This window comes from Streptomyces sp. NPDC028289 (assembly GCF_055565975.1).
Genome location: NZ_JBVHTI010000006.1, coordinates 766,532 through 788,711, shown reverse-complemented (window position 1 = coordinate 788,711; position 22,180 = coordinate 766,532). Strand labels below are relative to the sequence as shown.

At 69.1% G+C, this 22,180-nt stretch carries 17 protein-coding genes and 1 pseudogene; 9 read left to right on the top strand and 9 right to left on the bottom strand.

The window, feature by feature from the left end:
* The first annotated feature begins 2 nt into the window (after positions 1–2).
* The 4 genes from ACZ4UV_RS32625 to ACZ4UV_RS32610 all read left to right on the top strand — a co-directional run bounded on the left by ACZ4UV_RS32625 (position 3) and on the right by ACZ4UV_RS32610 (position 4,195).
* Positions 3–1,139, top strand: a complete 1,137-nt coding sequence (locus tag ACZ4UV_RS32625; RefSeq protein ID WP_467842734.1) for an MBL fold metallo-hydrolase — start codon at positions 3–5, stop codon at positions 1,137–1,139.
* Entirely contained in the window at positions 1,136–2,068 is a 933-nt protein-coding gene (locus ACZ4UV_RS32620; protein ID WP_467842731.1) for an alpha/beta fold hydrolase, read from the top strand. Before ACZ4UV_RS32625 ends, ACZ4UV_RS32620 begins: the two co-directional genes overlap by 4 nt.
* A gap of 91 nt (positions 2,069–2,159) precedes the next feature.
* Positions 2,160–3,071 (top strand): metal-dependent hydrolase, encoded by a 912-nt coding sequence (locus tag ACZ4UV_RS32615; protein WP_467842728.1) that lies wholly within the window; start codon positions 2,160–2,162, stop codon positions 3,069–3,071.
* Positions 3,072–3,247: 176 nt separating this feature from the next.
* A complete protein-coding gene (locus ACZ4UV_RS32610) occupies positions 3,248–4,195 on the top strand; it encodes a PDR/VanB family oxidoreductase (RefSeq protein WP_467842725.1) in 948 nt (315 codons plus the stop codon).
* A gap of 249 nt (positions 4,196–4,444) precedes the next feature.
* Here ACZ4UV_RS32610 and ACZ4UV_RS32605 read toward each other — a convergent pair whose 3' ends face one another.
* The 6 genes from ACZ4UV_RS32605 to ACZ4UV_RS32580 all read right to left on the bottom strand — a co-directional run bounded on the left by ACZ4UV_RS32605 (position 4,445) and on the right by ACZ4UV_RS32580 (position 11,423).
* Positions 4,445–5,542 (bottom strand): hypothetical protein, encoded by a 1,098-nt coding sequence (locus ACZ4UV_RS32605; RefSeq protein WP_467842722.1) that lies wholly within the window; start codon positions 5,540–5,542, stop codon positions 4,445–4,447.
* 15 nt (positions 5,543–5,557) lie between these two features.
* On the bottom strand, positions 5,558–6,859 hold the full coding sequence (locus ACZ4UV_RS32600) for a hypothetical protein (RefSeq protein ID WP_467842719.1): 1,302 nt from the start codon (positions 6,857–6,859) through the stop codon (positions 5,558–5,560).
* Complete coding sequence (locus ACZ4UV_RS32595) at positions 6,831–7,193, bottom strand: helix-turn-helix domain-containing protein (protein ID WP_467842716.1); 363 nt, start codon at positions 7,191–7,193, stop codon at positions 6,831–6,833. The genes ACZ4UV_RS32600 and ACZ4UV_RS32595 overlap by 29 nt, the downstream gene beginning before the upstream one ends.
* Positions 7,190–8,179: a tyrosine-type recombinase/integrase gene (locus ACZ4UV_RS32590; protein WP_467842713.1), complete on the bottom strand. Its 990-nt coding sequence runs from the start codon at positions 8,177–8,179 to the stop codon at positions 7,190–7,192. Before ACZ4UV_RS32590 ends, ACZ4UV_RS32595 begins: the two co-directional genes overlap by 4 nt.
* Positions 8,180–8,547: 368 nt before the next feature.
* Positions 8,548–9,078: a hypothetical protein gene (locus ACZ4UV_RS32585; RefSeq protein WP_467842710.1), complete on the bottom strand. Its 531-nt coding sequence runs from the start codon at positions 9,076–9,078 to the stop codon at positions 8,548–8,550.
* Positions 9,079–9,350: 272 nt separating this feature from the next.
* Positions 9,351–11,423: a glycosyl hydrolase family 28-related protein gene (locus ACZ4UV_RS32580; protein WP_451016061.1), complete on the bottom strand. Its 2,073-nt coding sequence runs from the start codon at positions 11,421–11,423 to the stop codon at positions 9,351–9,353.
* A gap of 846 nt (positions 11,424–12,269) precedes the next feature.
* Here ACZ4UV_RS32580 and ACZ4UV_RS32575 point away from each other — a divergent pair.
* Both ACZ4UV_RS32575 and ACZ4UV_RS32570 read left to right on the top strand, forming a co-directional pair.
* Positions 12,270–12,911 (top strand): hypothetical protein, encoded by a 642-nt coding sequence (locus tag ACZ4UV_RS32575; RefSeq protein ID WP_467842706.1) that lies wholly within the window; start codon positions 12,270–12,272, stop codon positions 12,909–12,911.
* 217 nt (positions 12,912–13,128) lie between these two features.
* Positions 13,129–14,028: an NAD-dependent protein deacetylase gene (locus ACZ4UV_RS32570; protein WP_467842703.1), complete on the top strand. Its 900-nt coding sequence runs from the start codon at positions 13,129–13,131 to the stop codon at positions 14,026–14,028.
* A 163-nt stretch (positions 14,029–14,191) separates the two neighbouring features.
* Here the strand turns inward: ACZ4UV_RS32570 and ACZ4UV_RS32565 are convergent, their stop codons facing one another.
* The gene (locus ACZ4UV_RS32565; protein WP_467842701.1) at positions 14,192–15,211 is read right to left on the bottom strand and encodes an alcohol dehydrogenase catalytic domain-containing protein; all 1,020 of its coding nucleotides are present in this window, start codon (positions 15,209–15,211) and stop codon (positions 14,192–14,194) included.
* Between the two features lie 179 nt (positions 15,212–15,390).
* Here ACZ4UV_RS32565 and ACZ4UV_RS32560 point away from each other — a divergent pair, with 179 nt between their 5' ends.
* From ACZ4UV_RS32560 to ACZ4UV_RS32550, 3 genes are all read left to right on the top strand, one after another.
* On the top strand, positions 15,391–15,963 hold the full coding sequence (locus ACZ4UV_RS32560; RefSeq protein ID WP_467842698.1) for a TetR/AcrR family transcriptional regulator: 573 nt from the start codon (positions 15,391–15,393) through the stop codon (positions 15,961–15,963).
* Between the two features lie 364 nt (positions 15,964–16,327).
* On the top strand, positions 16,328–17,650 hold the full coding sequence (locus tag ACZ4UV_RS32555; protein ID WP_451016065.1) for an epoxide hydrolase family protein: 1,323 nt from the start codon (positions 16,328–16,330) through the stop codon (positions 17,648–17,650).
* Positions 17,651–17,883: 233 nt separating this feature from the next.
* A complete protein-coding gene (locus tag ACZ4UV_RS32550; RefSeq protein WP_451016077.1) occupies positions 17,884–18,012 on the top strand; it encodes a hypothetical protein in 129 nt (42 codons plus the stop codon).
* Here the strand turns inward: ACZ4UV_RS32550 and ACZ4UV_RS32545 are convergent.
* Together ACZ4UV_RS32545 and ACZ4UV_RS32540 are read right to left on the bottom strand one after the other, a co-directional pair.
* Positions 17,958–18,284 (bottom strand): annotated as a pseudogene (locus tag ACZ4UV_RS32545) (carbohydrate ABC transporter permease); the annotation flags it as partial. The gene ACZ4UV_RS32550 and the pseudogene ACZ4UV_RS32545 overlap by 55 nt on opposite strands.
* Before the next feature lie 609 nt (positions 18,285–18,893).
* The gene (locus ACZ4UV_RS32540; protein WP_467842917.1) at positions 18,894–22,109 is read right to left on the bottom strand and encodes a TIM-barrel domain-containing protein; all 3,216 of its coding nucleotides are present in this window, start codon (positions 22,107–22,109) and stop codon (positions 18,894–18,896) included.
* Between the last annotated feature and the right edge of the window lie 71 nt (positions 22,110–22,180).

Genomic DNA, 22,180 nt, shown 5'->3' with positions numbered 1-22,180 from the left:
CCGTGACCACCACGCCCAAGCCGGCGCCCAGCGCGACAAAGGCCCAGGACGCCGCCGCCCCGCGCCCCATCCCCGAATTCGAGGGCGTCCACGACGTATGGCCCCGCGGTGACCGGCTGCGCGCCGTGCGCAGCGCCGCGGCCACCTACCGTGAGCGGTTCGTCCAGCAGGGCCGCATCCACGCCGTCCGCAGTTTCGACATCGCCGCCGCCCCGTACCCGACCCGGTTCGGCTTCCACGGCGCCGCGCTCGCCGTCAACCCGTTCGTGAGCATCGTCAACCGGATGCTCGTCGTGCAGTTCGACGGCTTCGACGGTGAGCCGAAAACACTGGTGTGGGAGCCGACCGTCGCCGCCGGAACGGCTCAAGCGCCGTTCTACGCCCAGCTCAAGCGGCTGGCGGGGGACTTTCTCACCGAGCACGTCTTCGCCCGCTTCTATCAGGACCCGAACACCGTCCTGCCCTCCTGCGGTCTGCGACCCGAGGACGTGGACTTCGTCAGCTTCGACCACCTGCACGTCCAGGACGTGCGCATGATCATGGGAAGCACCAGCACCATTCCCGGCGAACGGGCGCCCCGCGAAGCACTGTTCCCGCGCGCCCGGCTGCTGGTGCACCGCAGGGAGCTGGGCACCTTCGAATCGACGCATCCGATGCAGTGGGCCTGGTACGTCGACGGAGGCATGGACGGAGTACCACCCGAGCGCGTCACCGCCTTCGACGGAGATGTCGAACTCGGCGTCGGCGTCAGCCTGTTGTGGACCCCCGGCCACACGGACGGCAACCACTCCCTGGTGCTGAACACCCCTGACGGGGTGTGGGTCTCCTCCGAGAACGGCATCTCCGCCGACAACTGGCAGCCCGAGCTCTCCCGCATCCCCGGGGTGCGCCGCCACGCCGCGTTCTACGGCCATGAGGTGGTGCCCAACGCCAACACCCTGGAGGACTCCCTCGACCAGTACGACTCCATGGTCAAGGAGAAGACCCTCGCCGACCCCAGCCGACGCGATCCGCGCTGGCTGCAGATCCTGCCCTCCTCCGAGCTGGCCCCCTTCAAGCGGCACTGGCCGGTGCGGCCCAGCTTCTTCCACGGCGGTCTGAACTACGGCGAACTGACCCCTGCCGGCGGTGGCCGATGACGGCCCCGGCCGCCCTGCGGCAGCGCCGGATCGCCGCGGACGGCGTGGAGTTGGCCGCCTATCAATGGGGAGCGTCCACGGCTCCTGCGGTGGTGCTGGTCCACGGCTATCCGGACACCAGCGCCGTGTGGCGCCCGGTCGCCGAGCGCCTGGCCGACCGCTTCCACGTCACCGCCTTCGACGTGCGGGGAGCTGGCGCCTCCGACCGGCCCAGGGGTCCGCGCGCCTACCGGATGTCCCGCCTGGAGGCCGACCTGGAGGCGGTTCTCGACGCAGTGAGCCCCGACCGCCCGGTGCACCTGGTCGGACACGACTGGGGATCGATCCACTCCTGGGAGTCGGTCACCGGCACCCGCCTGGCCGGGCGGATCGCCTCGTTCACCTCCATCTCCGGACCCTGCCTGGACCACGTCGGCCACCTGATCCGGGCCCGCCTCCGGCCGCGGCATCCGGATCTGCCGAAGATGCTGCGGCAGGCCGCACGGTCCTGGTACATCGCCTACTTCCATCTTCCGCTCCTGCCCGCCCTGACCTGGAGAGCGCTGGGACACCGCTGGCGCGCCTTCCTCACCGGCTCTCAAGGCGTGCCCGGGCACACCCCCTACCCCGCGCCGACGCTGGCCCGCGACGCCGTGGTCGGCACCGCGCTGTACCGCGCCAACATGCTGCCCCGCCTGCTGCGTCCCCGGGACCGGCAGACCACCGTCCCGGTTCAGCTCATCATCCCCACGCGCGACTTCTGCGTCACCCCAGTGCTGTCGTACGGAGTGGAGCACTGGACGGGCCAGATACAACGGCGCCCGATCGACGCCGGGCACTGGGTACAGCTCAGCCACCCCGAGGAGGTCGCGTCCCGGATCGCGGAATTCGCCCACCGCATCGAAGACGGCTCCCGCCGCACTCCGGACCACACCGCGCACCCGATCTGACAGCCCAACAGACCGGCAGGGCCGGCAGTACTGGACGACTGCCTGACCGCCCTTCCGCACACACCGATCACCGACGGAGGAGGAACCTGTCATGTTCCGAGCCGCACATGCCCACCCGGAGAGGCCGTCCGAGCCCATCGACCACCACGACCTGGTGCTGCAACCCCGGGACGTCACCTTCGACTGGAGCACCACCCCGCTGCACTGGCTGCCCGGTGAGCCCTTCGCCACCCACACCTTCGATGTGCTCCACCTCATGCTCCCCGAACTCGAACGCTGGTTCGTGCGCACCTTCGAGCAGGCACTGCCACTGATCACCGACGACCGGCTGCGCGAGGACGTACGCGGCTTCATCGGCCAGGAAGCAATGCACGCCGAGGCGCACCAGGAGGTCCTGGAGCACCTGCTCGCCAAAGGGCTGGACCCGGCCCCGTACACCCGCCAGTCCGAATGGATCTTCCGAAGGGTGCTCGGAGACCGGCCGGAACTGACGCCGGCCGCCACCCACGCGCACCTCCTCCAACGGCTCGCCCTCATAGCAGCCTTCGAGCACTTCACCGCGTACATGGGTCACTGGATTCTCAGCAACCGGCACCTGGACCAGGCCGGCGCGGACCCCGCGATGCTCGATCTGTTCCGCTGGCACGGCGCGGAGGAGGTCGAACACCGCTCGGTCGCGTTCGACCTGCTGGTGCACCTCGATCCCCGGTACCGGCGCCGAGTGGTCGGCATGCTCGTCACCGCTCCGGTGCTGACCCGGCTGTGGATCCGCGGAGTCCGCTTCCTGATGAGCGCCGACCCCGAACTCGACGATCGGGTCAAGGTCCGCTTCCGCGACTACCTGGCCGCCGCCCGCAAGGACCTGTTGCCGCCACCAGGCGCGTTCGCCCGCTCGGTACTGCGCTACTTCCGCCCCGGCTACCACCCGACCCAGGAGGGCTCGACCCAGCAGGCGGTCGCCTATCTGGCGGCGTCCCCCGCTGCCCGAGCGGCTGCCCAATGACCCGGCAACCAGTGAGGCCTCCCATGGACATCAGCACACCTGTCACTCGGCCGCCGGATCTGTACGGCCGACCGCGCGGCGACTCCTTCATGCGGAAGCTGGCGGCTTTCAGCGACCACGCGGTTACGCGCCTCGCGCGGCGCACCACTCCCCCCAGGCGCCCGCAGGACACCGAGATGCCCGTGATCCGGGAACTGGTGGTCGCCGCCAGGCACCAAGAGGCCGAGGATGTCGTCTCCCTGCGGCTGGCAGCACCCGACGGGGGAATACTCCTGCCCTGGCAGCCCGGCGCGCACATCGAACTGCGCCTGCCCTCCGGCCGCAAGCGGCAGTACTCGCTGTGCGGCGACCCCGCCGACCGGTACCGGTACCGCATCGCGGTGCGCCGCATCGCCAACGGCGCAGGCGGTTCGGCCGAGGTACACGACACCCTCGAAGACGGAATGCGCGTCGCCATCACCGCGCCCCGGAACGCCTTCCCCTTCGCCGCCGAAGCGTCCATCCTGCTCATCGCGGGCGGCATCGGAATCACCCCGATCCTGCCGATGGCCCGGGAAGCCGCCCGACGCGGCCTGGACTGGAGGCTCGTGCACACCGGCCGCAGCCGCGACTCGATGCCCTTCGCGGCAGAGCTGGCCGAACTCGCAGCCGCAGCCCCTGACCGGGTCTCCATCCGTCCTGACGACGAGTCCGACGTGCCCGAAGCAGCCGATCTATTGAGCCTGAGCCCGGCGGCGGGTGCGGTCTACTGCTGCGGGCCCGCCCCCATGATCGACGCCGTTCGGCGCGCGTTCGGTAGAAGCCCCGCGTCAGCCCTGCACTTCGAACGGTTCGCCCCGGCCCCCATCACGGACGGCCGTCCCTTCGAACTTCAGCTGGGCGACACCGGAAGAATTCTGCCAGTGCCCTGCGACCGCTCCGCCCTGGATGTTCTCCACGACGCCCTGCCCGACATGCCGTTCTCCTGCCGCCAAGGGTTCTGCGGCACCTGCCGGGTACGGGTGGCCCATGGCCACGTCGATCACCGTGACCGCCGGCTCACGGCCACCGAACGTGCGGCCGGCACCATGCTGCCCTGCGTCTCGCGCGCACCGGAAGGAGAGCGGTTGGTGCTGGAGCTGTGAGCGATGGCCGAGCGCCCGTAGAACGCAGCCGTCGCCGCGAGGAGCCTCAGCGGCAGCGTTCATACCCGACCCTTGGCGCGACCCACCGCCTGGACTACCGTCAACGACCGCCCGCACACCGGGCACTCCGCATGCTCTCCCCGCTGCATCGCAGCCACCCGCTGCCGGGTCCGCTCAAGCCTCCGCCGCCATCGTCTACGGCAGCGGATCACCACACTCCCGCGCGGTGTCCTCCCACCATGCCAGTCGTCACCTGTCCGATACACTTCGGCGGGCAATTTCAGCAGCGTATGAAGTCTTAGCCGATCTCTTGGCCCAGCTGGTAGCGGTTGAGGTGCTGAGGCCGAGAAGGCGGTTGACGACTGCGGCCGGGACTTCGGCGGTCAGGTCGCGGATAGCCGCCGTGCGGCTGGGCAAGGACCGGATACCCAGCCGCTTGAGTCGGGCAGCGAGAGTGATATGGCTGAGGTGCTGGCCCGGACGGATTCCGGGGAACAGCCAATGAGCGTCGATCTGCCCGATCTGGCCGTCACGGCGGCGATCAGCCGCGATCTGCTGAATAAGGTTGCCCAGTTCGGGAGATAGTTCAAGGGGCTCCTTGCCGAGGCGTAAGAGGACGCTCTTCTCGCGCACGACGACGTGATCGGCAGTGAGACGGATGATCACGCTGAGAGGCTGCGCGTAGAGAAGACTCAGCAGGCCGGCAACACGGTCGCGTGCGTCGAGCTGGTCGTCGCCGAGGAGCCGGTGGGCGATCTCTCTTCGTTCGTCCTCGTCGAGAGCTTGGGTCGGAGAGTTCTTGAGACGCGCCGGGATGCTGATGTTTGTCGCTCGCTTGGTGCGGACGGCCCAGAGAACCAGGTCACGAGCATATTGCCGTGTAGTGGGGCCGCCTTCCAGCCAGCGGTCGAGATCACGCTGGCCGACAGCCTCAAGATTCAGGCCCTCGGCTCGCAGCCAGGCCAGGAAGCCGACCGCTGCCTTGACGCTGCGGCGGGCGGACACCGCCTGGCCAGCGGTGATGGGCTTGCGACGGGAGTACTTACGCAGACGAGTCAGGTGGGTCCAGGTGGCAAATGCCTGGATGGTGTGGCGGTCGGAGAGATCTGCAATGGCAGCGACAGCGGCGGCGATCCATCGCTCTGCCGCGACCAGTTGTTCGTCGCGTCGCGGCAGGGCGCCGGCAGCGACGAGGATGGCCCGAAGGTGTTCGACGGCCTTGTCTGTTCGGGCATCGAGTGATTCATGGTCGAGGGAGCATTCTGCGGTGGCTATCTCGCGGAGTACCGAGACTGCTGTGTTCTGCTTTTGTAGCCAGTCCAGGACGCGGACGTGATTGCTGGCCATCAGGGTCGAGTGAAGTTACATGAGTGGGGCTGCGACGGCTCCGTCAGGGCCTGCCAGCAACGCGGTGAGTTCCTCATCGCAGGCGCATCGATGGCAGAGGCCGTGGTGCCGGAGTCGTTCGACCGTGCCGCAGCGGGTGCAGGCCTTGAAGGAGACGGGGTTCTTCTTGAAGCAGGTCTCGCAAAGGGGGCCGTTGGCGGTTCGGGCCTTGACGGGCATGGTGCGGCCGCAGTCCAGGCAGGGTTCTCGCAAACGCGTGCAGTTTTCGCAGCGTGGCATGCCGCCGGCGACGCCGAAGCACGGGCGGGCGTGCCCGCAGAGCAGGCAGATTGCGACGGGTGGCCGGTAGCAGGTGTCACAGAGGGGGCCGGTCGGGCTGTTTCGTCTGATGATCGGCCGGAGTCGGCCGCATCCGGAGCATTCTTCATGGTTGATCGGGTCGGTCCGGTCACAGTGTTTGCAGATGGATTGTCCGTCGGGGCTGCGGCGGGCGACGGGAGAGCGGCGCTTACAACGAGAGCAGTTGACGGCCTTGCGGGTGTTGTAGCAGGTCGGGCAGACCCTGACATCTCCCAGGGTGTTGCGGAGCGTTACGCTGGTGCGGCCGCAGTGGGGGCAGGGCGGGCGGACGATGGCTTGCGCTCCGGCGTCCCGGAGGGCATCGATCAGCGCGATGACCTTGGGGGTTCCGTGGGCGGCGTTCCCGGTCAGCATTCCGGGCCGGTCCTCCAGGTCCCAGGCCAGCCGCCGGACGTAGTGGGGACGGCCGCGGGTAATGGTGGTGATGATCTGGCGGACGGTCTCTGCCGGGACCGTGGGGTCGACAGCGGCAATGTGATCGCAGATCCGCTGAGCCCAGTCGATATTGTCCTTCGGCTGGCAGCTGCTGCAGAGTCCTTCGCCATTGCGGCCCGTGTAACGGATGACCCGGGGCAATCCGCAGTCGGCGCAGGGCTGTTGCTGGGCTCGTGCGGTGGCGTCGCAGTAGGCGCAGACGCGGAGTTTCCCTCGTCGCTGCGGGAGGGGTTCGGGCTTGCCGCAGCCGGCGCAGAGGGGAACGGCGACTTGGCGGGCGCCGTGTGCCAGGAGCTTGTGGATCAGCCGTTCGACGGAACGAGAGCCTTCGGGGCGCCTGGACGTCAGCAGTGCGGGATCGGCCGTCAATGTTTTTGCCAGGCTCCGGCGTGCGGTCCGGCTGCGGGCGGCTTGCTTCACCGCATCCCGGATTTGCTCCACAGTCAGATCAGGCTCGACCCGCGCGACGATGTCCACGATGGTGCCGCAGGGATCAGAGAGGATCCGGTCGGGCTGGGTCACGGCTCTGACCGGGGGACGATCCGGGCCCGCTTGGGGGGAACGACCCGACGCTGGTGTCGGCGTCGCCGACTGCACGCTTCGGCTTGGCAGCCGAGGAGGCCGAGGCTACTGGCTCGATGAGGTCGTCCATCGAGCAGTCCAGGATGTCCAGCAAGGCCATGAGAACTTTCAGGCTCAGTCGCTCGGGTCGCTCAGTCACCAGCCGGTAGACCTGGCTGGAGGACAAGTCGATGCCGCGTTCGGCCAGCAGAGGTTGCAGGGAGATCGTGGAAAACATGCCGCGGGTCGCCATGACCTCGCGCAGTTTCCACCGGTAGTCGAGCTTTGCCGTCATCGTCTGCTCCTGCCGCCGGGGCCAAAGTCCTGCAGATCGCGCTGGAGCGCTGAGTCGATTGCCTTCCGCATCATGGTGTTCGCGAAGTCGCCGGACACGCCGGTGTAGAGAGCAGTCGTGGACGCATACTCGTGGCCGACCTGCTGCTGGATGAAGACCGGGTCGGCCCCGTCCTCGATGCTGTGCGTGACGTACGAGTGCCGCAAGCAGTGCGGCACCAGGTCCTCGTCGAGCTTGAGGGCCTTGCGATAGACGGAGAATCGCTCGTCGATCTCCTTCGCGGACAGGCGGGTGCCCCGTTCACTCAGCCACAAGGCTTTGCTCCGGTCGTGCCCCTTGAACCGCGGCCGGATGTTGGTGGTGTAGTCCTCAACCGCCTCGACAGCCCACGGCATCGTGCTGCAGACGCTCCGCCGTTTCGGTGGCTGGCCCCGGGACGACTTGCCATAGCGAACCTCAAGCATGCCGAACCGTCCGAACTCCTTGGCCTTGGGATTGCGATACCAGTCGAAGGTGTCCAGCCGGGCAGTCTCCGTCCGCCGCAGGCCCCAGCCATAGATCACCTTGAACAGGGTCGCGTCGCGGTAGGCGGTCAGGGCTCCCTTGCGGCCGCGTCGGATCGCCAAGTCGACGCGTTCGTCGATGTGGTCGAACAACTGCTGCAGTTCGCCCCGCGTCATCGGCCGGCGGTCGGGATCACCCTCGTAGTCCAGCAGGTGATCGAGGGTGTTCCACTCGTGGCAGACCTGGATGGGATGGGTGCCGAACCGCCTCTCGCACTCCACGGCCCAGTCGTAGCGAGGATCGAGGAGGTAGTCGCAGAACAGCCTGACGGCCCCCTGCGTCGCCCTGATCGTCGACGGCTGCAAGTGCTTCTCTGCGACCAGATGCGTCGTCCATTCATCCATGTCCGCGGCACCCCACGTCCATGGGAAGGCGTCGGCGAACTTCACGAACCTGCGGATGGTAGCGATCCGGTCGTTCACCGTCTTCTCCTGCAGGTGCCGGCCGCCTCGCTGCTGGCGGCCCCACCCCGTGAGCATCGCCTCAAGCACCGCATCCGCCGGGTGCAGGAGACGTACGCCCTCGACCAACTCAAGTCGCGCGGACCCGATGGGTGCTTCTACGTCCCTGGCCACAAACCCCTCCCGCAGAACGCAAGTATCTTGCAGTAAACGGGAGGGTGACGCTAGTCCTGCAGGTCAGCGGGCTCCATCCTGCGAGCTCGAAGCGAAGGGGAGCGTCAGCAGATGCACTGGCAGACGACGTAGCGGACATCTGGATCACTCATCTGATGCAACTTCCGGCGCTTGGGGGAGGATCCGTTGGTCACTCCCCCACCGTGGGCATGGGTTCAGCAGCGCTTGCCGGAGTAGCCCCCCACCGGTGCGGGGTCACCGGCGGCCCGTACGGTGCCCGACCCGGCCGTGCATTCGCTCACGGTGCTGGTGCCGTTGGACCAGAACTCCTGGGCGGTGGTGTTGGTCCAGGAGCGCTTGCCGAGGACCTCGTCCTGAGAGTAGCTGTAGACGGCCGACGTCACGTCGTAGTCTCCGACGGCGTCTCGGAAGCTCTGCCACACCCAGACGTAGCCGTAGTTCCTGCCGCAGGACGGCGAGTAGAACTGCTTGACGGAGGCGGCGGTCCTGCCTGCGCGCGTGATGTACCCGGTGGTTCCGATCTGGTAGGCGTCCGCGCACACCCCGGCCGCCTGAGCCCGCAGGCTCGCCGGGTTACCGTCGGCGGACGGCGCGGTGGAGGCCGCCGCAGTGGCCGTGCGTGCGGCCGGCGCGGGCGCCGGGCCGGTCCCGGCGGTCGCCACTCCGGCCGGGACGAGAGCGAAGGCGCAGGCCAGCGCCGCAGTGGCGGTCTTGAGATGCCTCATCTGACGTTTCCCCCTGATCGTCGTGGTTGAGCCACGTGTCATGACACGTGCTGAGACGTGCTCCGAAGCAGGGGACCCCCAAGAGGCGTGCGTGGTCAGCGCAGTTCCCCGTAGCGCGAAGCGGCCACCTCCGGACTTCCCGGAGCACTTCGGACGCAAGGTGAGACCCGTTGGACGCTCAGAGGGTTGTACGGCAGATGTCCCGCAGGGAGACGGGGCCGCTCCCCCGTGCGCGGGCGCCACGACGGCACGGCCAGTTCATACGTCGTGCCTCACCAAGGTGCCGGGGCGGGTGGCGGGACCACCGGGGGCCGGTCCTCGCAGGTGATGGTGTTCGGCAGTTCCCAGGACGCCAGCCAGGGGCCGGTCGTGCCCCCTCCGTCGTTGCCGCCGAGGTCGTCGACCGCGAACTCGGAGCCGGAGGGGGGAAAGTTGAAGGATCCGCAGTTGTCGATGCCGACCGCGCCGACGTTACGGGCATCCACGTTCTCGAAGGACGCCGATCCGGCGGAGCGGGCGCTGAGCACGGACGTGCCGGTGCCGTCCACGCGGATGTCCTTGAAGCGGACGCCCCGGATCGCGTACATGTCCTTCACCGGGAAGTCCGAGACCAGCATGATCGCGTTGTAGGTGTTGTCGAGGAAGTGGTCGCCGGTGACCTGGATGTCGGCGTCGATGTCCCGTTCCAGGGCGTAGAACCAGATGGCTCCCAGGCCGATCTTCCAGTTGAGCTCGAACGGCCCTGAACGCACTGTGGTGTTGTCCGAGATCCTCAGATGTCCGGTGAACGGCTGCGCGCCGAACCGGGAGCCGACCTGGATGGCGCTGCCCTCTCTGATCGGGTCGGCTATGAGGTTGCCGGTGACCGTGTTGTCGGTGCCGCCGTACAGGGCGATGCCGTTGGCGAGGACCGGGGTCTGCACGGTGTTGTGGGCGAAGACGTTGCGTGCGTCGCCCGTCTTCTCCGACCACATGGCCAGACCGTCGTCGCCGGTGTTGCGGACGAAAGTGTCGGAGACACTCGAATCTGTCACACCGGTATGGAAGTTGAGGCCGTCGGCGATCTGGTCGGCGATCTGGGTACGGGTGACGCGCAGACGGGTCATCGGGCCGTCGAACCACATGCCGACCTTGGTGTGATGGAGGTAGAGGCCGTCGATCGTCGAGTCGCTGAGCGCCCCGCCGAGGGCGTTGACCTGGTCGGTGTCGATGCGTTCGCGTACGTCGCCCTCGACGGCGAAGCCCGACAGGTGGACGTCGTGGCTGCCGCCGTCCGCCGTGTCCTTGCCGTAGAAGCCCACCCCGGTGTGGACCGAGCCGTCGGGGGCAGGGGTGGCGAGGGTGACCTCGTGGCCCTTGACGATCGTGTACCAGCTGCCGGCCCCGACGATCCTCACGTCGTCGACGGTGATGTGACGGTTCACCTGGTACGTTCCCGGCGGCAGGTACACCTTGAGATGCCGCTTCTCGGCGTAGGCGATGGCCCGGTCGAAGGCGTCGCCCGCGTCACGCCGGCCGGTGGGGTCGGCGCCGAACGCGATGACGTTCACGGCATGGGTCTCGACGTGGGGCGCGCCGACGAGTTGCGTGTCGAGCAGGTCGATGACGGTCCAGGCGGCCGTGGTGTTCCCGGGCGCGGTGAGGCGGACGGTGTCACCGGCCGCGTACCGCTTGCCGAGCAGCAGTCTCTGCTCGTCGTAGAAGTGGCTCGGCCTGAACGGCTTGTCGATGGTGGGCACCGGCGTGGTGGCGGCGGGAACGCAACCGCATTCGGTGATCCACCAGTCGGGGTGCAGCAGGTCGCCTTGAGGGTCGTTGCTGAACGGGTACTGGTTGTAGAGCCAGGAGTACCGCGAGGTGAGGGTCATCGTGGTGCGGTGCCGGCCGTCCACGGAGACATCGAGGGGGGCCGTGATGCCGCCGCCTCCGGGAGCGTCGGGGATGCTGTACCGCACAGTGAGAGCGTTGGCCGCGCGCGGCAGGGTGAACTCGACGTACTGGCCCGGCTTCAGGCGCACCGCCGCGCGGCCGGACGCCTCCGAGGGCAGCGTGTAGGCGGTGCGGTCGGGGCCGATGACGGTGCCGTCCGTCGCCGCCTTCTCCGCCTCCTGTTCGTCGAAGTCCACCGCGGCGCCCCGCCCCGCGACGAGGGCGGGGTCGAGCCCGGCCCGGGTCACCGCCGGGGAGCCCGCACGGCCACCGTGCCACGCTGCCGCCGGGGCGGGGGCCCCGAGGCCGAGCACGAGTCCGGCGGTGACCGCGGTCAGCGCCACCAGGGTCCGAGCCGGCCTTCGCGCGCGGCCTCTCAGCCGCTCCGCAGTCACGTGGTCGGTGTGCCGCGCCATCGGCTTCTCGTTTCTCTGGGAGCGGAGGTCACCGAGGGCAGCTCGGCGCGCGGCAGCACGACGGGAGCGGGCCGTGTTGCTGCGTACCGGGACATTAGGGCGCGACAGCACAGCCGGACAAGACAGTGGACGCTTCTTTTCGCCTTCCAGTATGGATTCTGCAATAGATCGTCGATTACTTGCAGCCAGCCATCCAGTCCGGAGCACGTCCAGAGGTCGCCGGTCAGTGTTCCCCTCCCCCGCCGGCGGCAGAAGCAGCAGGCGGCCCCGGAACATTGCTCATCGGCCTGTGACCTGCGATGATCCAATCGCCAGTCGTGATCACGGGGGAGTCCGAGCATGCGACCTTTGAGACCGGCCAGTCACAACTCCGTGTCCTGTCGGAGCGTGGGACGACCACGTATCGCGCTCCTGGCGGCACTGGGCATCATCACCGTCTTCCTTACGGGGTGCGGACGTTCCGGCGATGAAGGACTGCCGGTGCGGTTGGTCAACGAGTCGGCCTGGGGTGCTCACGTGCTCGGCTGTCCGTCATGCGGAGAGCGCGGTGCCACGGTCCAGGGCGACCCTGACCGAACGTCGGACGGGGGCGGCGGTGCCTACGTCGGGTGGACCGAAGAACGCGCATGGCCTGTGACGTACAAGGTGATCGTCCGCGGAGTCGAGTCGGTCTGCCCGGTCATCGACCCGGAGCCCGTCAAAGCAGACGGCGCACTCGGTACCCGGGACGTCATCTACGTAGTGGACAGAACCGGGACGTGTGTCGCAGGCCCGGCGAGCATGGACGACATCTGACGTCGGGCCTGGCTGCCCGGGGCCGAGGCGCCGCGGTGGTGCGTTCCTGGGGTGCGGGCGCAGGTGGCGAGTGGGATTCTGTACTTCCTGGAAGCCAACACGCGAGAGCGCGACCCTAGGCACCGGCAGCTGCCCGAGGTGGTCGAGGTGATGGGCATCATGAGAACTGGACGTCCACGACGACGGCCTCTCACGCCGGTGGCCGCCGTTATCGACGGCATCGTCGCCGGCGCCGCGGGGACGGTTTGCATGGATGCCACGCGCTACCTGCGATATCGCCGCACGGGAGGCACCGAAAACCCCAAGGAGTGGGAGTTCGCACCGGTCGAAGGCTGGGACGAAGCCCCGGATCCGGGCAAGGTGGCGAAGCGGGTGCTGGAAGGGTTCACCCAGCGCGAGATCCCTGACCGGTGGGCGTGGCTCACGAGCACCGCGATGCACTGGTCGTACGGCTCCGCCTGGGGTGCGCTGTACGGAATCGCTGCCGGATCGGTGCGGCGTCCGAACCCGTTGCTCGGCATTCCCTTCGGCGCGGCCGTGTGGGCCAGTGCGTATCTGACCCTGCCGCAGGCCGGGCTCTATCAGCCGATCTGGAAGTACAGCCCGAAGACATTGGCCGAAGACCTGAGCGCACACCTCGTGTTCGGACTGGGGGCCGGCACCTGCTTCTGGCTCACCAGCAGACACTGCTGACGATGCGCTCTGCGAAAGTCCCGGCGCACCGCGCCGACTTCGAAAGCGCCCGGACGGCCAGTCGGCTGCCGCCGCATTCCACAAGTTCCTGGGCCGGGCCCGAGGCGTAACGTCCGCGCTCCTGGGTGGTGCCCCGTCTGGAAGACCGCGGCGTCTCTTGTGAGCAGCCGACGTACACCGACGCCGTGGAGCGCCGTCGACTCCGTACCCTGGCGGCATGCGCATGCGCCCCACCCTGAGCTGGACCCCTGCCGCCGATCTGCCGCCGGGCACCACCGACCTGGAACCGGTCGTCCACGCGCTGAGCACCGGCGGTGTGCTGGTGCTCAGCGGCGCGGGAATCTCCACGGAGTCGGGTATCCCGGACTACCGGGGCAAGGGCGGGAGTCTGAGCCGGCACACCCCGATGACCTACCAGGACTTCACCGGCAGCGCCCACGCGCGGCGCCGCTACTGGGCGCGCAGCCACCTCGGGCGGCGTACCTTCGGCCGCGCCACCCCCAACGCCGGGCACCTGGCCGTGGCTGCCTACGCGCGGCACGCCCATGTCTCGGCTGTGATCACCCAGAACGTCGACGGCCTGCACCAGGCCGCCGGCAGCGAGGGCGTCGTGGAACTCCACGGCAGCCTCGACCGGGTCGTCTGCCTCTCCTGCGGTGTCTTCAGCCCGCGCAGCGAACTCGCCCGGCGGCTGGAGGCCGAGAACCCGGGCTTCGACCCGGTGGCCGCGGGGATCAACCCGGACGGTGACGCCGACCTCACCGACGCGCAGGTCGGGGATTTCCGCGTCGTGCCCTGCGCCCACTGCGGCGGCGTCCTCAAACCGGACGTGGTGTTCTTCGGCGAGGCGGTTCCGTCGCAGCGCGTCGAGCACTGCCGGCGGCTGGTCCGTGAAGCGTCCTCTCTGCTGGTCCTGGGCTCCTCGCTGACGGTGATGTCCGGGCTCCGGTTCGTCCGCCAGGCGCACCAGGAGGGCAAGCCGGTGCTGATCGTCAACCAGGACCCGACCCGGGGCGACCCACTCGCCCTCACCAGGGTCGCGCTCCCCCTCGGGTCGGCCCTGACCACCGTGGCCCACCGGTTGGGCATTGCGGTGGGCGGCGGGTCCGCGGACTGAGGCGGCGCCCACCGCTGGGCGCCACAGCCGTTTGCCGTGGAAGGAAGGCGAAGTCGCGCACCCTGCGGTGTCCGCACACGCCTGCCGCGGGTCCCGTCTTCTCACGGCCACGCGCCGCGAGGCCGGTGTCCGGCCGGCGGAGGGGTGGCGAGAGCGCGGACGATCAGGCGGCGACGTCGAGGACGACGCGGAACCGCGCCTTGCCGGAGAGCATCCGCTCGTAGGCGTCCATGGCCCGCTCGAAGGGCATCGTCTCGATGGAGGGGCGGATGCCGTGGGCCAGGCTGAAGCCGAGGTTGTCCTCGTTCTCGATCGACGAACCGGTCAGGCTGCCGACGATGCTCCGGGTGCCGAAGATCAGGTCGGCGGTGGCCACCGACAACGGGTCGGGCGCCGCACCCACGACGACGAGCTTCCCGCCGGGCGCCAGGCCGCGCAGCAGCGGGTTCATGGACGCTCCGCTCGACGCCGTGGCGACGACGAGCGAGGCGCCGCCGAGGCCGGCCAGCGCCGCGCCGGGGTCCGTCTCCGAGCTGTCGATGTACTCGTGAGCGCCCAGCTCACGGGCGAGCGGCTCCTTGTCCTTGCCGCGGGCGACGGCGGCGACCCGGTAGCCGAGGCTGCGCGCGTACTGGAGGGCGAGGTGTCCCAGCCCGCCGATGCCCTGCACGGCCACCAGGCTGCCCGCCCTGACGGAGTCCTGCTGGAGGGCGGAGAAGGTGGTCAGTCCGGCACACAGCAGCGGTGCGGCCTCGGCCGCGGACATGCCGTCGGGGATGCGGACCAGTCCGCTGGCGCGCGCGCAGGTCACCTCGGCGTAGCCGCCGTCGACGTCCGTGCCGGTCTGCCCCTGGTCGAGGCAGTTGACGAAGTCGCCTCGGCGGCACTGCTCACACTCCCCGCAGTGCCCGTTCAGGAAGCCGACACCGACGCGGTCGCCGGGGTGCCAGGCGGTGACGCCCGGCCCCACGGCGTCGATGACTCCGACGATCTCGTGGCCCGGCACGATCGGACTCGACGGGTCGGCGCGCAGGCCCTCCACGGCGAGGACGTCGGAGTGGCAGACGCCGCAGGTCTCCACCCGGAGGCGGACGTGTCCGGGCGCCGGGTCGGCCAGCTCGCGCTCGACCAGCCGCAGGTTGCGGACTCCGGTGGCTTCGAAGGCTCGGTAGGTGGTGGACATGGTGGCTCCTAGGTACCGCCCGTCGCGTGTGCGCCGACGGAGTTCGGTGTGACGGTGTAATCAACATGACCAGTCGTCTTAATTGGCGTCAAGCACGGCTGCCGAGGGTGCCCTGGCCCGCGTCCCAGGCTTTGACAGCATCCAAGACGACCGGACATATTGAAGGAGAGGTGATCCGAATGGCACGTGCGTCGAAGCGCGAGGAGATCGCGCAGGCGGCACTGGAGCAGTTCCGCACCCGGGGCTTCAACGCCACCGGCATAAGCGACATCACCTCGGCCGCCGGCGCCCCGAAGGGTTCTTTCTACAACCACTTCGCCAGCAAGGAGGGCAGCGCCCTGGAGGCGCTCGACCGCTATGCCGCCGGCCTGCGCTTCGACATGCTCGACGCGGCCGGGCGTCCTCCACTGGAACGCCTCAGGGCGCACTTCGAGTTCATGGGCTCGGACACGGTGGACAGCGGCCTCGCCCGCGGCTGCCTGGTCGGCAATTTCGGCGCCGAGGTGGCCGACCACTCCGAGGAGATCCGCTCGGCAGTCCAGCGCGGCTTCCGGCAGTGGGCCTCGCGCATCGAGCGCGTACTCACCGAAGCCCAGGAATCGGGCGAAGTAAGCGCCTCGCTCGACATGTCGGCGACGGCGCTCTTCATCCTCAGCGCCTGGGAAGGCGCCCTGATCGCAGCCCGCGCCGACAAGTCCTCCGCCCCCATCGACGCGTTCTTCCGCACGGTGTTCGACGTCGTGCTGCGCTGAGCCCGCCCGTGACCGGTACGGCCGCCCGTCGGGGGTCGACAGGGTCGTCCGCCACCCGGCCGAGACCTGCGTTCGAGAAAGCGGCCGCGGCGCTGCAAACGGCGTATACGTCGTCACTCTCACGAGTTGCACGGTCACACACAGATAGATAGCGTTTCTGGCAGCGAAATGACGCCGACGCCCCACGGCCCGGCGGCGCGCGATGTCGTTCCAGAGCCCGGGAGTCGCTCCGCTCCACCTGTGACGCACTATCGCGGATGCGCGCATTTCATCTCCGTGCCGACGGCTCGCTCACTGAAGCAGAACTCCCGTCGCACGCTCGCGACTACGGACCCGCCCAGGAAATTCTTCAGGGAGATCCATTATGTCCGAATTTCTTCGTTCGTACTCCCGCAGGAAGTTCATCTCCACATCCGCGACCGCGGTGACCGCCGCGACAGGGGCTTTCGGTCTGCGAGCCTGGAGCAATTCCGCAAAGCCTGAGTCGCCGAGCGAGAGGCAGAGCATCCGCCCCTTTCACGTGAACGTCCCGGAGCGGGATCTGGTCGATCTCCGTCGGCGTATCAAGGCGACACGATGGCCCGACCGCGAAACCGTCCATGATCAGTCCCAGGGTGTCCAGCTGGCCACGATGAAGGAGCTCGCCCACTACTGGGAAACGGCATACGACTGGCGGAAGATCGAGAAGACGCTCAATTCCCTGCCGATGTACATAACAGAGATCGACGGACTCGACATACAGTTCATCCATGTCCGCTCTCGCCACAGCGACGCCCTCCCGGTCATCCTGACCCACGGCTGGCCGGGCTCCATTCTGGAGTTCCTGAAGGTCATCGGGCCACTCAGTGACCCCACCGCCCACGGGGGGCGTGCCGAGGACGCGTTTCACCTCGTCATACCGTCGATGCCCGGATACGGCTTCTCGGAACGGCCGACGGCCACCGGCTGGAATCCCGACCGGATCGCGCGTGCCTGGGCCGTGCTGATGGAGCGCCTGGGATACCGGCACTACGTCTCCCAAGGCGGGGACTGGGGTGCTGTGATTTCCGACAGGATGGCCGTGCAGAAGCCCCCCGGACTGCTCGGAATCCACGTCAACTTCCCGGCCACCGTCCCGCCGGACATCGCGAAGAAGCTCGCCTGCGGTGACCCGGTACCCGCCGGCCTCAGCCCGGACGAGAAGGCGGCCTACGGCCAACTGGCCGCCTTCTACAAGACGGGATCCGGCTACTCGGCCATGATGGTCACCCGTCCGCAGACCGAGGGATACGGACTGACGGACTCGCCCGTCGGACTGGCCGCCTGGATGTACGACAAGTTCGCGGCATGGACATACAGCGGCGGCCACCCCGAGCGCGTCCTCACCAGGGACGAGATGCTCGACGACATCACCCTCTACTGGGTGACGAACACCGCGGTCTCCTCGTCGCGTCTCTACTGGGAGAACAACGCCAACAACTTCAACGCCGTGTCCGTGTCCGTCCCGGCCGCCGTCACGGTGTTCCCCGGCGAGATCTACCAGGCCCCACGCAGCTGGGCGTCACGCGCATACCACGACCTCTTCTACTACCACCGTGCCCGCAGCGGGGGCCACTTCGCGGCCTGGGAAGTCCCGGGCATCTTCACGGACGAACTACGGACCGCGTTCTCACCGCTGCGTGCCTCGCGGCAGTCCGCCGGCAAGTAGGCGCCCGCCCGGCACAGAGCGGACACCGCCTTGCGGACCGCCGGACGAGGCAGCTGCCCGCGGCGCCCCCCGAGGGTGGGTCACTTGATGCCCGTCGTGGCGATTCCCTGGACGATCTGGCGCTGGAAGACCAGGAAGACCGCGATGAGCGGGATGAAGCCGAGGACCGAGGAGGCCATGATCTCGGCGCACTGTGGGCTGGTGGGTCCACCAGTGAGGCGAGGCCGACCGGGATGGTCTGGGACCTGGTCTGGCTGAGGACCAGCAGCGGCCACAGGAAGGAGTTCCAGGAGCCGATGAAGGTGAGGATCGCGACCGTGGACACCGCCGGGCGGCACATCGGCGTGCAGACGGTGGCGTAGACGCGCCACCAGCTCGCGCCGTCGATGCGGGCCGCCTCGATCAGCGCCGTGGGGATGCCGCGGAAGAAGGAGTGGAAGACGAACACCGAGATCGGTGCCGCGACCGACGGCAGGACCAGCGCCCAGAACGTGCCGAGCAGGTGGAACGACCGGTACTCGATGAACTGGGGCAGCACCAGCGCCTCGGTCGGCAGCATCAGGCCGGCCGTGACGACGGCCAAGACCTGGGCCCGGCCACGGAAGCGCAGGAAGGCCAGGGCGAATCCGGCCATCGAGCAGAAGGCCACGTGAAGATCACGGCGAGTGCCGAGATCACCAGGCTGTTGAGGTACCAGGTGCCGATCGGATGGTTGTCCCAGGCGGTCGCGCGACTACTCCTCCGACCCCGGACTGCTCGACCGCCGCTACGGCGACGCCGCGGGGTTCGAGGCGCTGCTGGCCTCGCCGGGCCCGGCCGGGCGGACCCTCTCCCTGAACGCACGGCAGACGGAGCGCTACCGCGCCAGCGAAGTCCCCCTGATGGTCACCGAGTTCGGCGGACTGTCCGTGGGCGCCGAGGAGGACGAGTTCTCCTACACACGGACCAGCTCGGACACGCAGTACGCCGCCCTGCTCGACGACGTCTTCGGGGTGCTGCACCGGAGCCCGGTCGTCGCCGGCCTCTGCTACACGCAGTTCATGGACACCGCCCAGGAGACCAACGGCCTCCTCTACGCGGACGGTTCGCCGAAGCTGCCGCTGGAGACGATCCGCCGTATCGTCACCGGCACCGCGGCCGCCCCGAGGAGAAGCCCGAGTCCCCGGCCCCGGCCGACGAGGAGCAGTGACCGGCGGCAGACCTCGGCACGCCGGCCGCGCCGAGGTCTGCCGGGCCGGCCCGCCTATCTGTACGAGATGGCCGTGGCGGTTCGGATGCTCTGCGGGGGCATGGTGATCCGCAGTACGTGGGTGTCGGCGTCCCAGTGCCAGGCCGAGGCCGCCAACCGGGCACCGCTCGCGCTCACTCGGCTCGGTTCTGCGCCGACGCCGAGGAAGGACACGGTCCAGGTGCGGCGGCTCGCCTGTCCGGGGAAGGTTCCCCTGGCGGGTGCGATCTTCAGCAGACGGGTGCCCTTGTGCTCGGCGTAGCGGATCCGGGTGGTTGCCGTACGTCCAGGGTGCGCGGTCGTGCCGTCGTCCTCGTAGAGGGAGAACGCACCGGATGCTCCGGGGGCCACGGTGACGGTGACCTTGTCGAGCGGGCTCTGGCTGTCGTTCGGCACGTTGCCCGACCGGGTGGTGACGATGCCGCCCGCCCGGACGAAGACCGGCATGGTGTCCAGGGTGGTCGTGATGTCGTACGTGGCTCCGCCGGCGGATGCGGTGTAGGTGCGGCCGGTGAAGTAGTCCGTCCACCGGCCCTGGGGGAACCACACCCGCGTGGTCGTGTCGGTGCCGGGGGTGGTGACGGGGGCGACCAGCATGTCGGGGCCGTAGAGGTACTCGCTGTCCGCCTCGGTGTAGGCGTTCTCCTCCTCCGGGTACTGGAGGTACAGCGGGCGGACGATCGGGGTGCCGGTGGTCTCGGCCTCGTGCGCCAGGGTGTACGTGTACGGCACGAGCGCCTCGCGGAGCCGGAGGAACTGCTCGGCGGACCTCTGTGCTTCGGGGCCGTACTGCCACGGCAGGCGGTCGCTGTGGTTGCTGTGCAGCCGGTCGACGGGCTGGAAGGTGCCGAACTGCACCCACCGTGCGTACAGGTCGTCGGGCAGTCTGGTGGTGCGGTGGGTCTCGCCGTTCGACGTGTATGTCTCGGCTCCGGGGATGCCGTACCCGTCGTTGTGACCGCCGATGTCATGGCTGACGGCGGCGAGGCCGGTGGCGGCCGACTCCCCCGGCGTGTAGCCGACCTCGGCGCGCAGGGTGCCCCAGTTCGAGGTGGTGTCACCGGTGAAGTGGAGGGTGCTGCGCTTGTCGGCCCAGGGCCCGGTGGGCAGGCCCACGCCGCCGCTGTAGCCGCCGGCCTGGAGGGAGCCGTAGGCCCGGGACAGGACGAAGCCTCGGTCGCCGGTCTCGGAGGAGGTGAGGTCGGCGTACTGCTGGTTGATCCATGCGTCCGGGGTGGTTCCGGACCGGGAGGAGCGGGAGGCGTCGCAGCACCAGTCGAGCCACCAGAAGTCGTTGCCGGCCTGGTCCATCGGCCGGTGCAGGTCGAGGTAGGCCTTGAGCTGGTCGGGGTCGCCGAAGTCGAAGGTGTAGCAGTCCGAGCCGGCACTGCCCGCGCAACCGCCCTTGCGCAGCTTGCCCTTGGCCGTGCTCTGGGCCTGCGCGAACTGCGGGTCGGTGCCGAGGATGCTCGGGTGCACGTTCAGGGTGTTGTGCAGCCCCTGTCCGGTGGACCAGTCGAAGAAGGCTTTGGGATCGGGGAACTTGGCCGGGTCGAAGTTCCAGCCGCTCCAGGTGTTGGGCGACTTGAAGTCGGTGTCCGTCACCAGCACGTCCAGGGGGACGTCCGCGGCGCGGAACGCGGGCAGGATGGTGTTCTCGTAGTCGCTCGCGGTGCGGTCGATGTATTCGGAGTACCAGACGCCGTAGGCCCAGCGGGGCAGCAGCTGTGACGGGCCGGTCAGGGTGGCGAGGTCGGACAGGCCCTGCCGGTAGTCGTGTCCGAAGGCGAAGAGGTAGCCGTCCTGGTAGGCCCGGCCGCCGTGGGTGGGGCGTGGAGTGGCCTTCTCGGTGCTGGGGTCGTAGACCGCGGAGGGGGTGTCGTCGAGGAGGTACCAGCCGTCGCGGTGCAGGAGACCGGGCGTGGTCCAGGGGGTGGGGTCGTTGTCCCCGTTGAGTCCGTCGAGGCTGCGGCGGTAGCCGCCGAGGGCGAGGTGGGGTGCGGGGGCGGGCTCTCCTGGACGGCTCACGGCCAGGGTGTCCAGGTTGACGTGGCAGCTGACGGACTCCGGGCAGGCCAGGGTGACCTGGTCGGTGCCCGCCTTCAGCTCGACGGGCACGGAGGCCGTCTGCCAGGTGTCCCAGTTGTCGGTGGCCGGGAGCGTGAGGGTGGTGTGGGAGGTCCCGTCGCCGGTGCCGACGTCGATCGTGCGGGGCCGGTGCAGGCCGTCGCCGCCGGTGCCGTTGGCGTAGCGCAGGTTCAGCAGGTAGGTACCGTCGGCGGGCACGCCGGTGATGCGGTCCGAGACACCGGACCCCTGGTTGAGTTCGGCGGTGAAGCCGTAGCCGGCATGGCCCCGGTGATCCGTGGCAATGACGGCGGAGCCCGACAGGAGGGCGTCCTCGGCCTCGCAACCGGTGCCGAAACGGCAGCCGTTGACCACGGTCGCGGCCCTGTCGGGATAAGCGGCACCGGAATCGAGGAGGGCGAGGCTGTCGATGTTGACGCTTCCGGAGTCGGGGGCGGCGCGATGGAGCCTGACGGTGTGAGGGCCGGCGCCGAGCGTCAGCGGCAGGCGGGCCACACCCCAGGTGTTCCAGTCCGGGGTCGCCGGAAGCGTGAACGTCCGGTCGCTGCCGCCGTCCACGCCGAGACTCAGGGTGCGTGCCTCGTGGTGGCCGTCGCTGCCCACCGCGTTGGCGTAGCGCACGGCGAGGTCGTAGGTGGCGGCGGATGGTGCCCGCACGTCCGCGGCGAGGGAGTTGCCGTCCACCTCGAACCCGGCGAGGAAGCCCTTGCCGGTGAAGTCTTTGTGGTCCGTGGCCAGGCCGGGACCGTCGTACTGCTGGTCCTCCGCCTCGCACACGGCGCCGACGGTGCACACGTCGTGGCGCCAGGGAGCCGCGAGCACCGGCGTCGGCCCCGCCTTGAAGGACGTCGCCAGGTTGTCGGCGTCGAAGGGGCCGGAGCCGATGCGGTAGCGCAGGCTCATGGCGCTGGTGGTGATGGTCAGGACGCCGCCGCTGACGGACGAGGTGTAGGGGGACGGGGTGAAGGAGTCACGGCCGACGGCGTTGAAGGTGGGGCTGTCCTCGAAGTGGCCGTCTCCCGCGTATTCCGTCCGGATCAGGGTCGGGGACAGGACTTCGAAGCGGGCGTCCCCCACGGTCACGGCGGAGTGGCGGGCCGGCCGGCTCCCGGTGTCCGCCGCTGCCGTGCGAGGGCCGGCCACGCAGAGCCCCACAGCCGCCAGGTGGACCACGGCGAGAGTGCCCAGCCTGCGGCGGGATCTCGGCACGTAAG

Coding starts and splice junctions, on each gene's coding strand:
- ACZ4UV_RS32565 (WP_467842701.1), bottom strand. CDS start 15,211: ATGTCCACCACCTACCGAGCCTTCGAAGCCACCGGAGTCCGCAACCTG.
- ACZ4UV_RS32570 (WP_467842703.1), top strand. CDS start 13,129: ATGCGCATGCGCCCCACCCTGAGCTGGACCCCTGCCGCCGATCTGCCG.
- ACZ4UV_RS32605 (WP_467842722.1), bottom strand. CDS start 5,542: ATGGCCAGCAATCACGTCCGCGTCCTGGACTGGCTACAAAAGCAGAAC.
- ACZ4UV_RS32580 (WP_451016061.1), bottom strand. CDS start 11,423: ATGGCGCGGCACACCGACCACGTGACTGCGGAGCGGCTGAGAGGCCGC.
- ACZ4UV_RS32615 (WP_467842728.1), top strand. CDS start 2,160: ATGTTCCGAGCCGCACATGCCCACCCGGAGAGGCCGTCCGAGCCCATC.
- ACZ4UV_RS32620 (WP_467842731.1), top strand. CDS start 1,136: ATGACGGCCCCGGCCGCCCTGCGGCAGCGCCGGATCGCCGCGGACGGC.
- ACZ4UV_RS32550 (WP_451016077.1), top strand. CDS start 17,884: ATGGTCTGGGACCTGGTCTGGCTGAGGACCAGCAGCGGCCACAGGAAG.
- ACZ4UV_RS32555 (WP_451016065.1), top strand. CDS start 16,328: ATGTCCGAATTTCTTCGTTCGTACTCCCGCAGGAAGTTCATCTCCACA.
- ACZ4UV_RS32585 (WP_467842710.1), bottom strand. CDS start 9,078: ATGAGGCATCTCAAGACCGCCACTGCGGCGCTGGCCTGCGCCTTCGCT.
- ACZ4UV_RS32560 (WP_467842698.1), top strand. CDS start 15,391: ATGGCACGTGCGTCGAAGCGCGAGGAGATCGCGCAGGCGGCACTGGAG.
- ACZ4UV_RS32610 (WP_467842725.1), top strand. CDS start 3,248: ATGCCCGTGATCCGGGAACTGGTGGTCGCCGCCAGGCACCAAGAGGCC.
- ACZ4UV_RS32595 (WP_467842716.1), bottom strand. CDS start 7,193: ATGACGGCAAAGCTCGACTACCGGTGGAAACTGCGCGAGGTCATGGCG.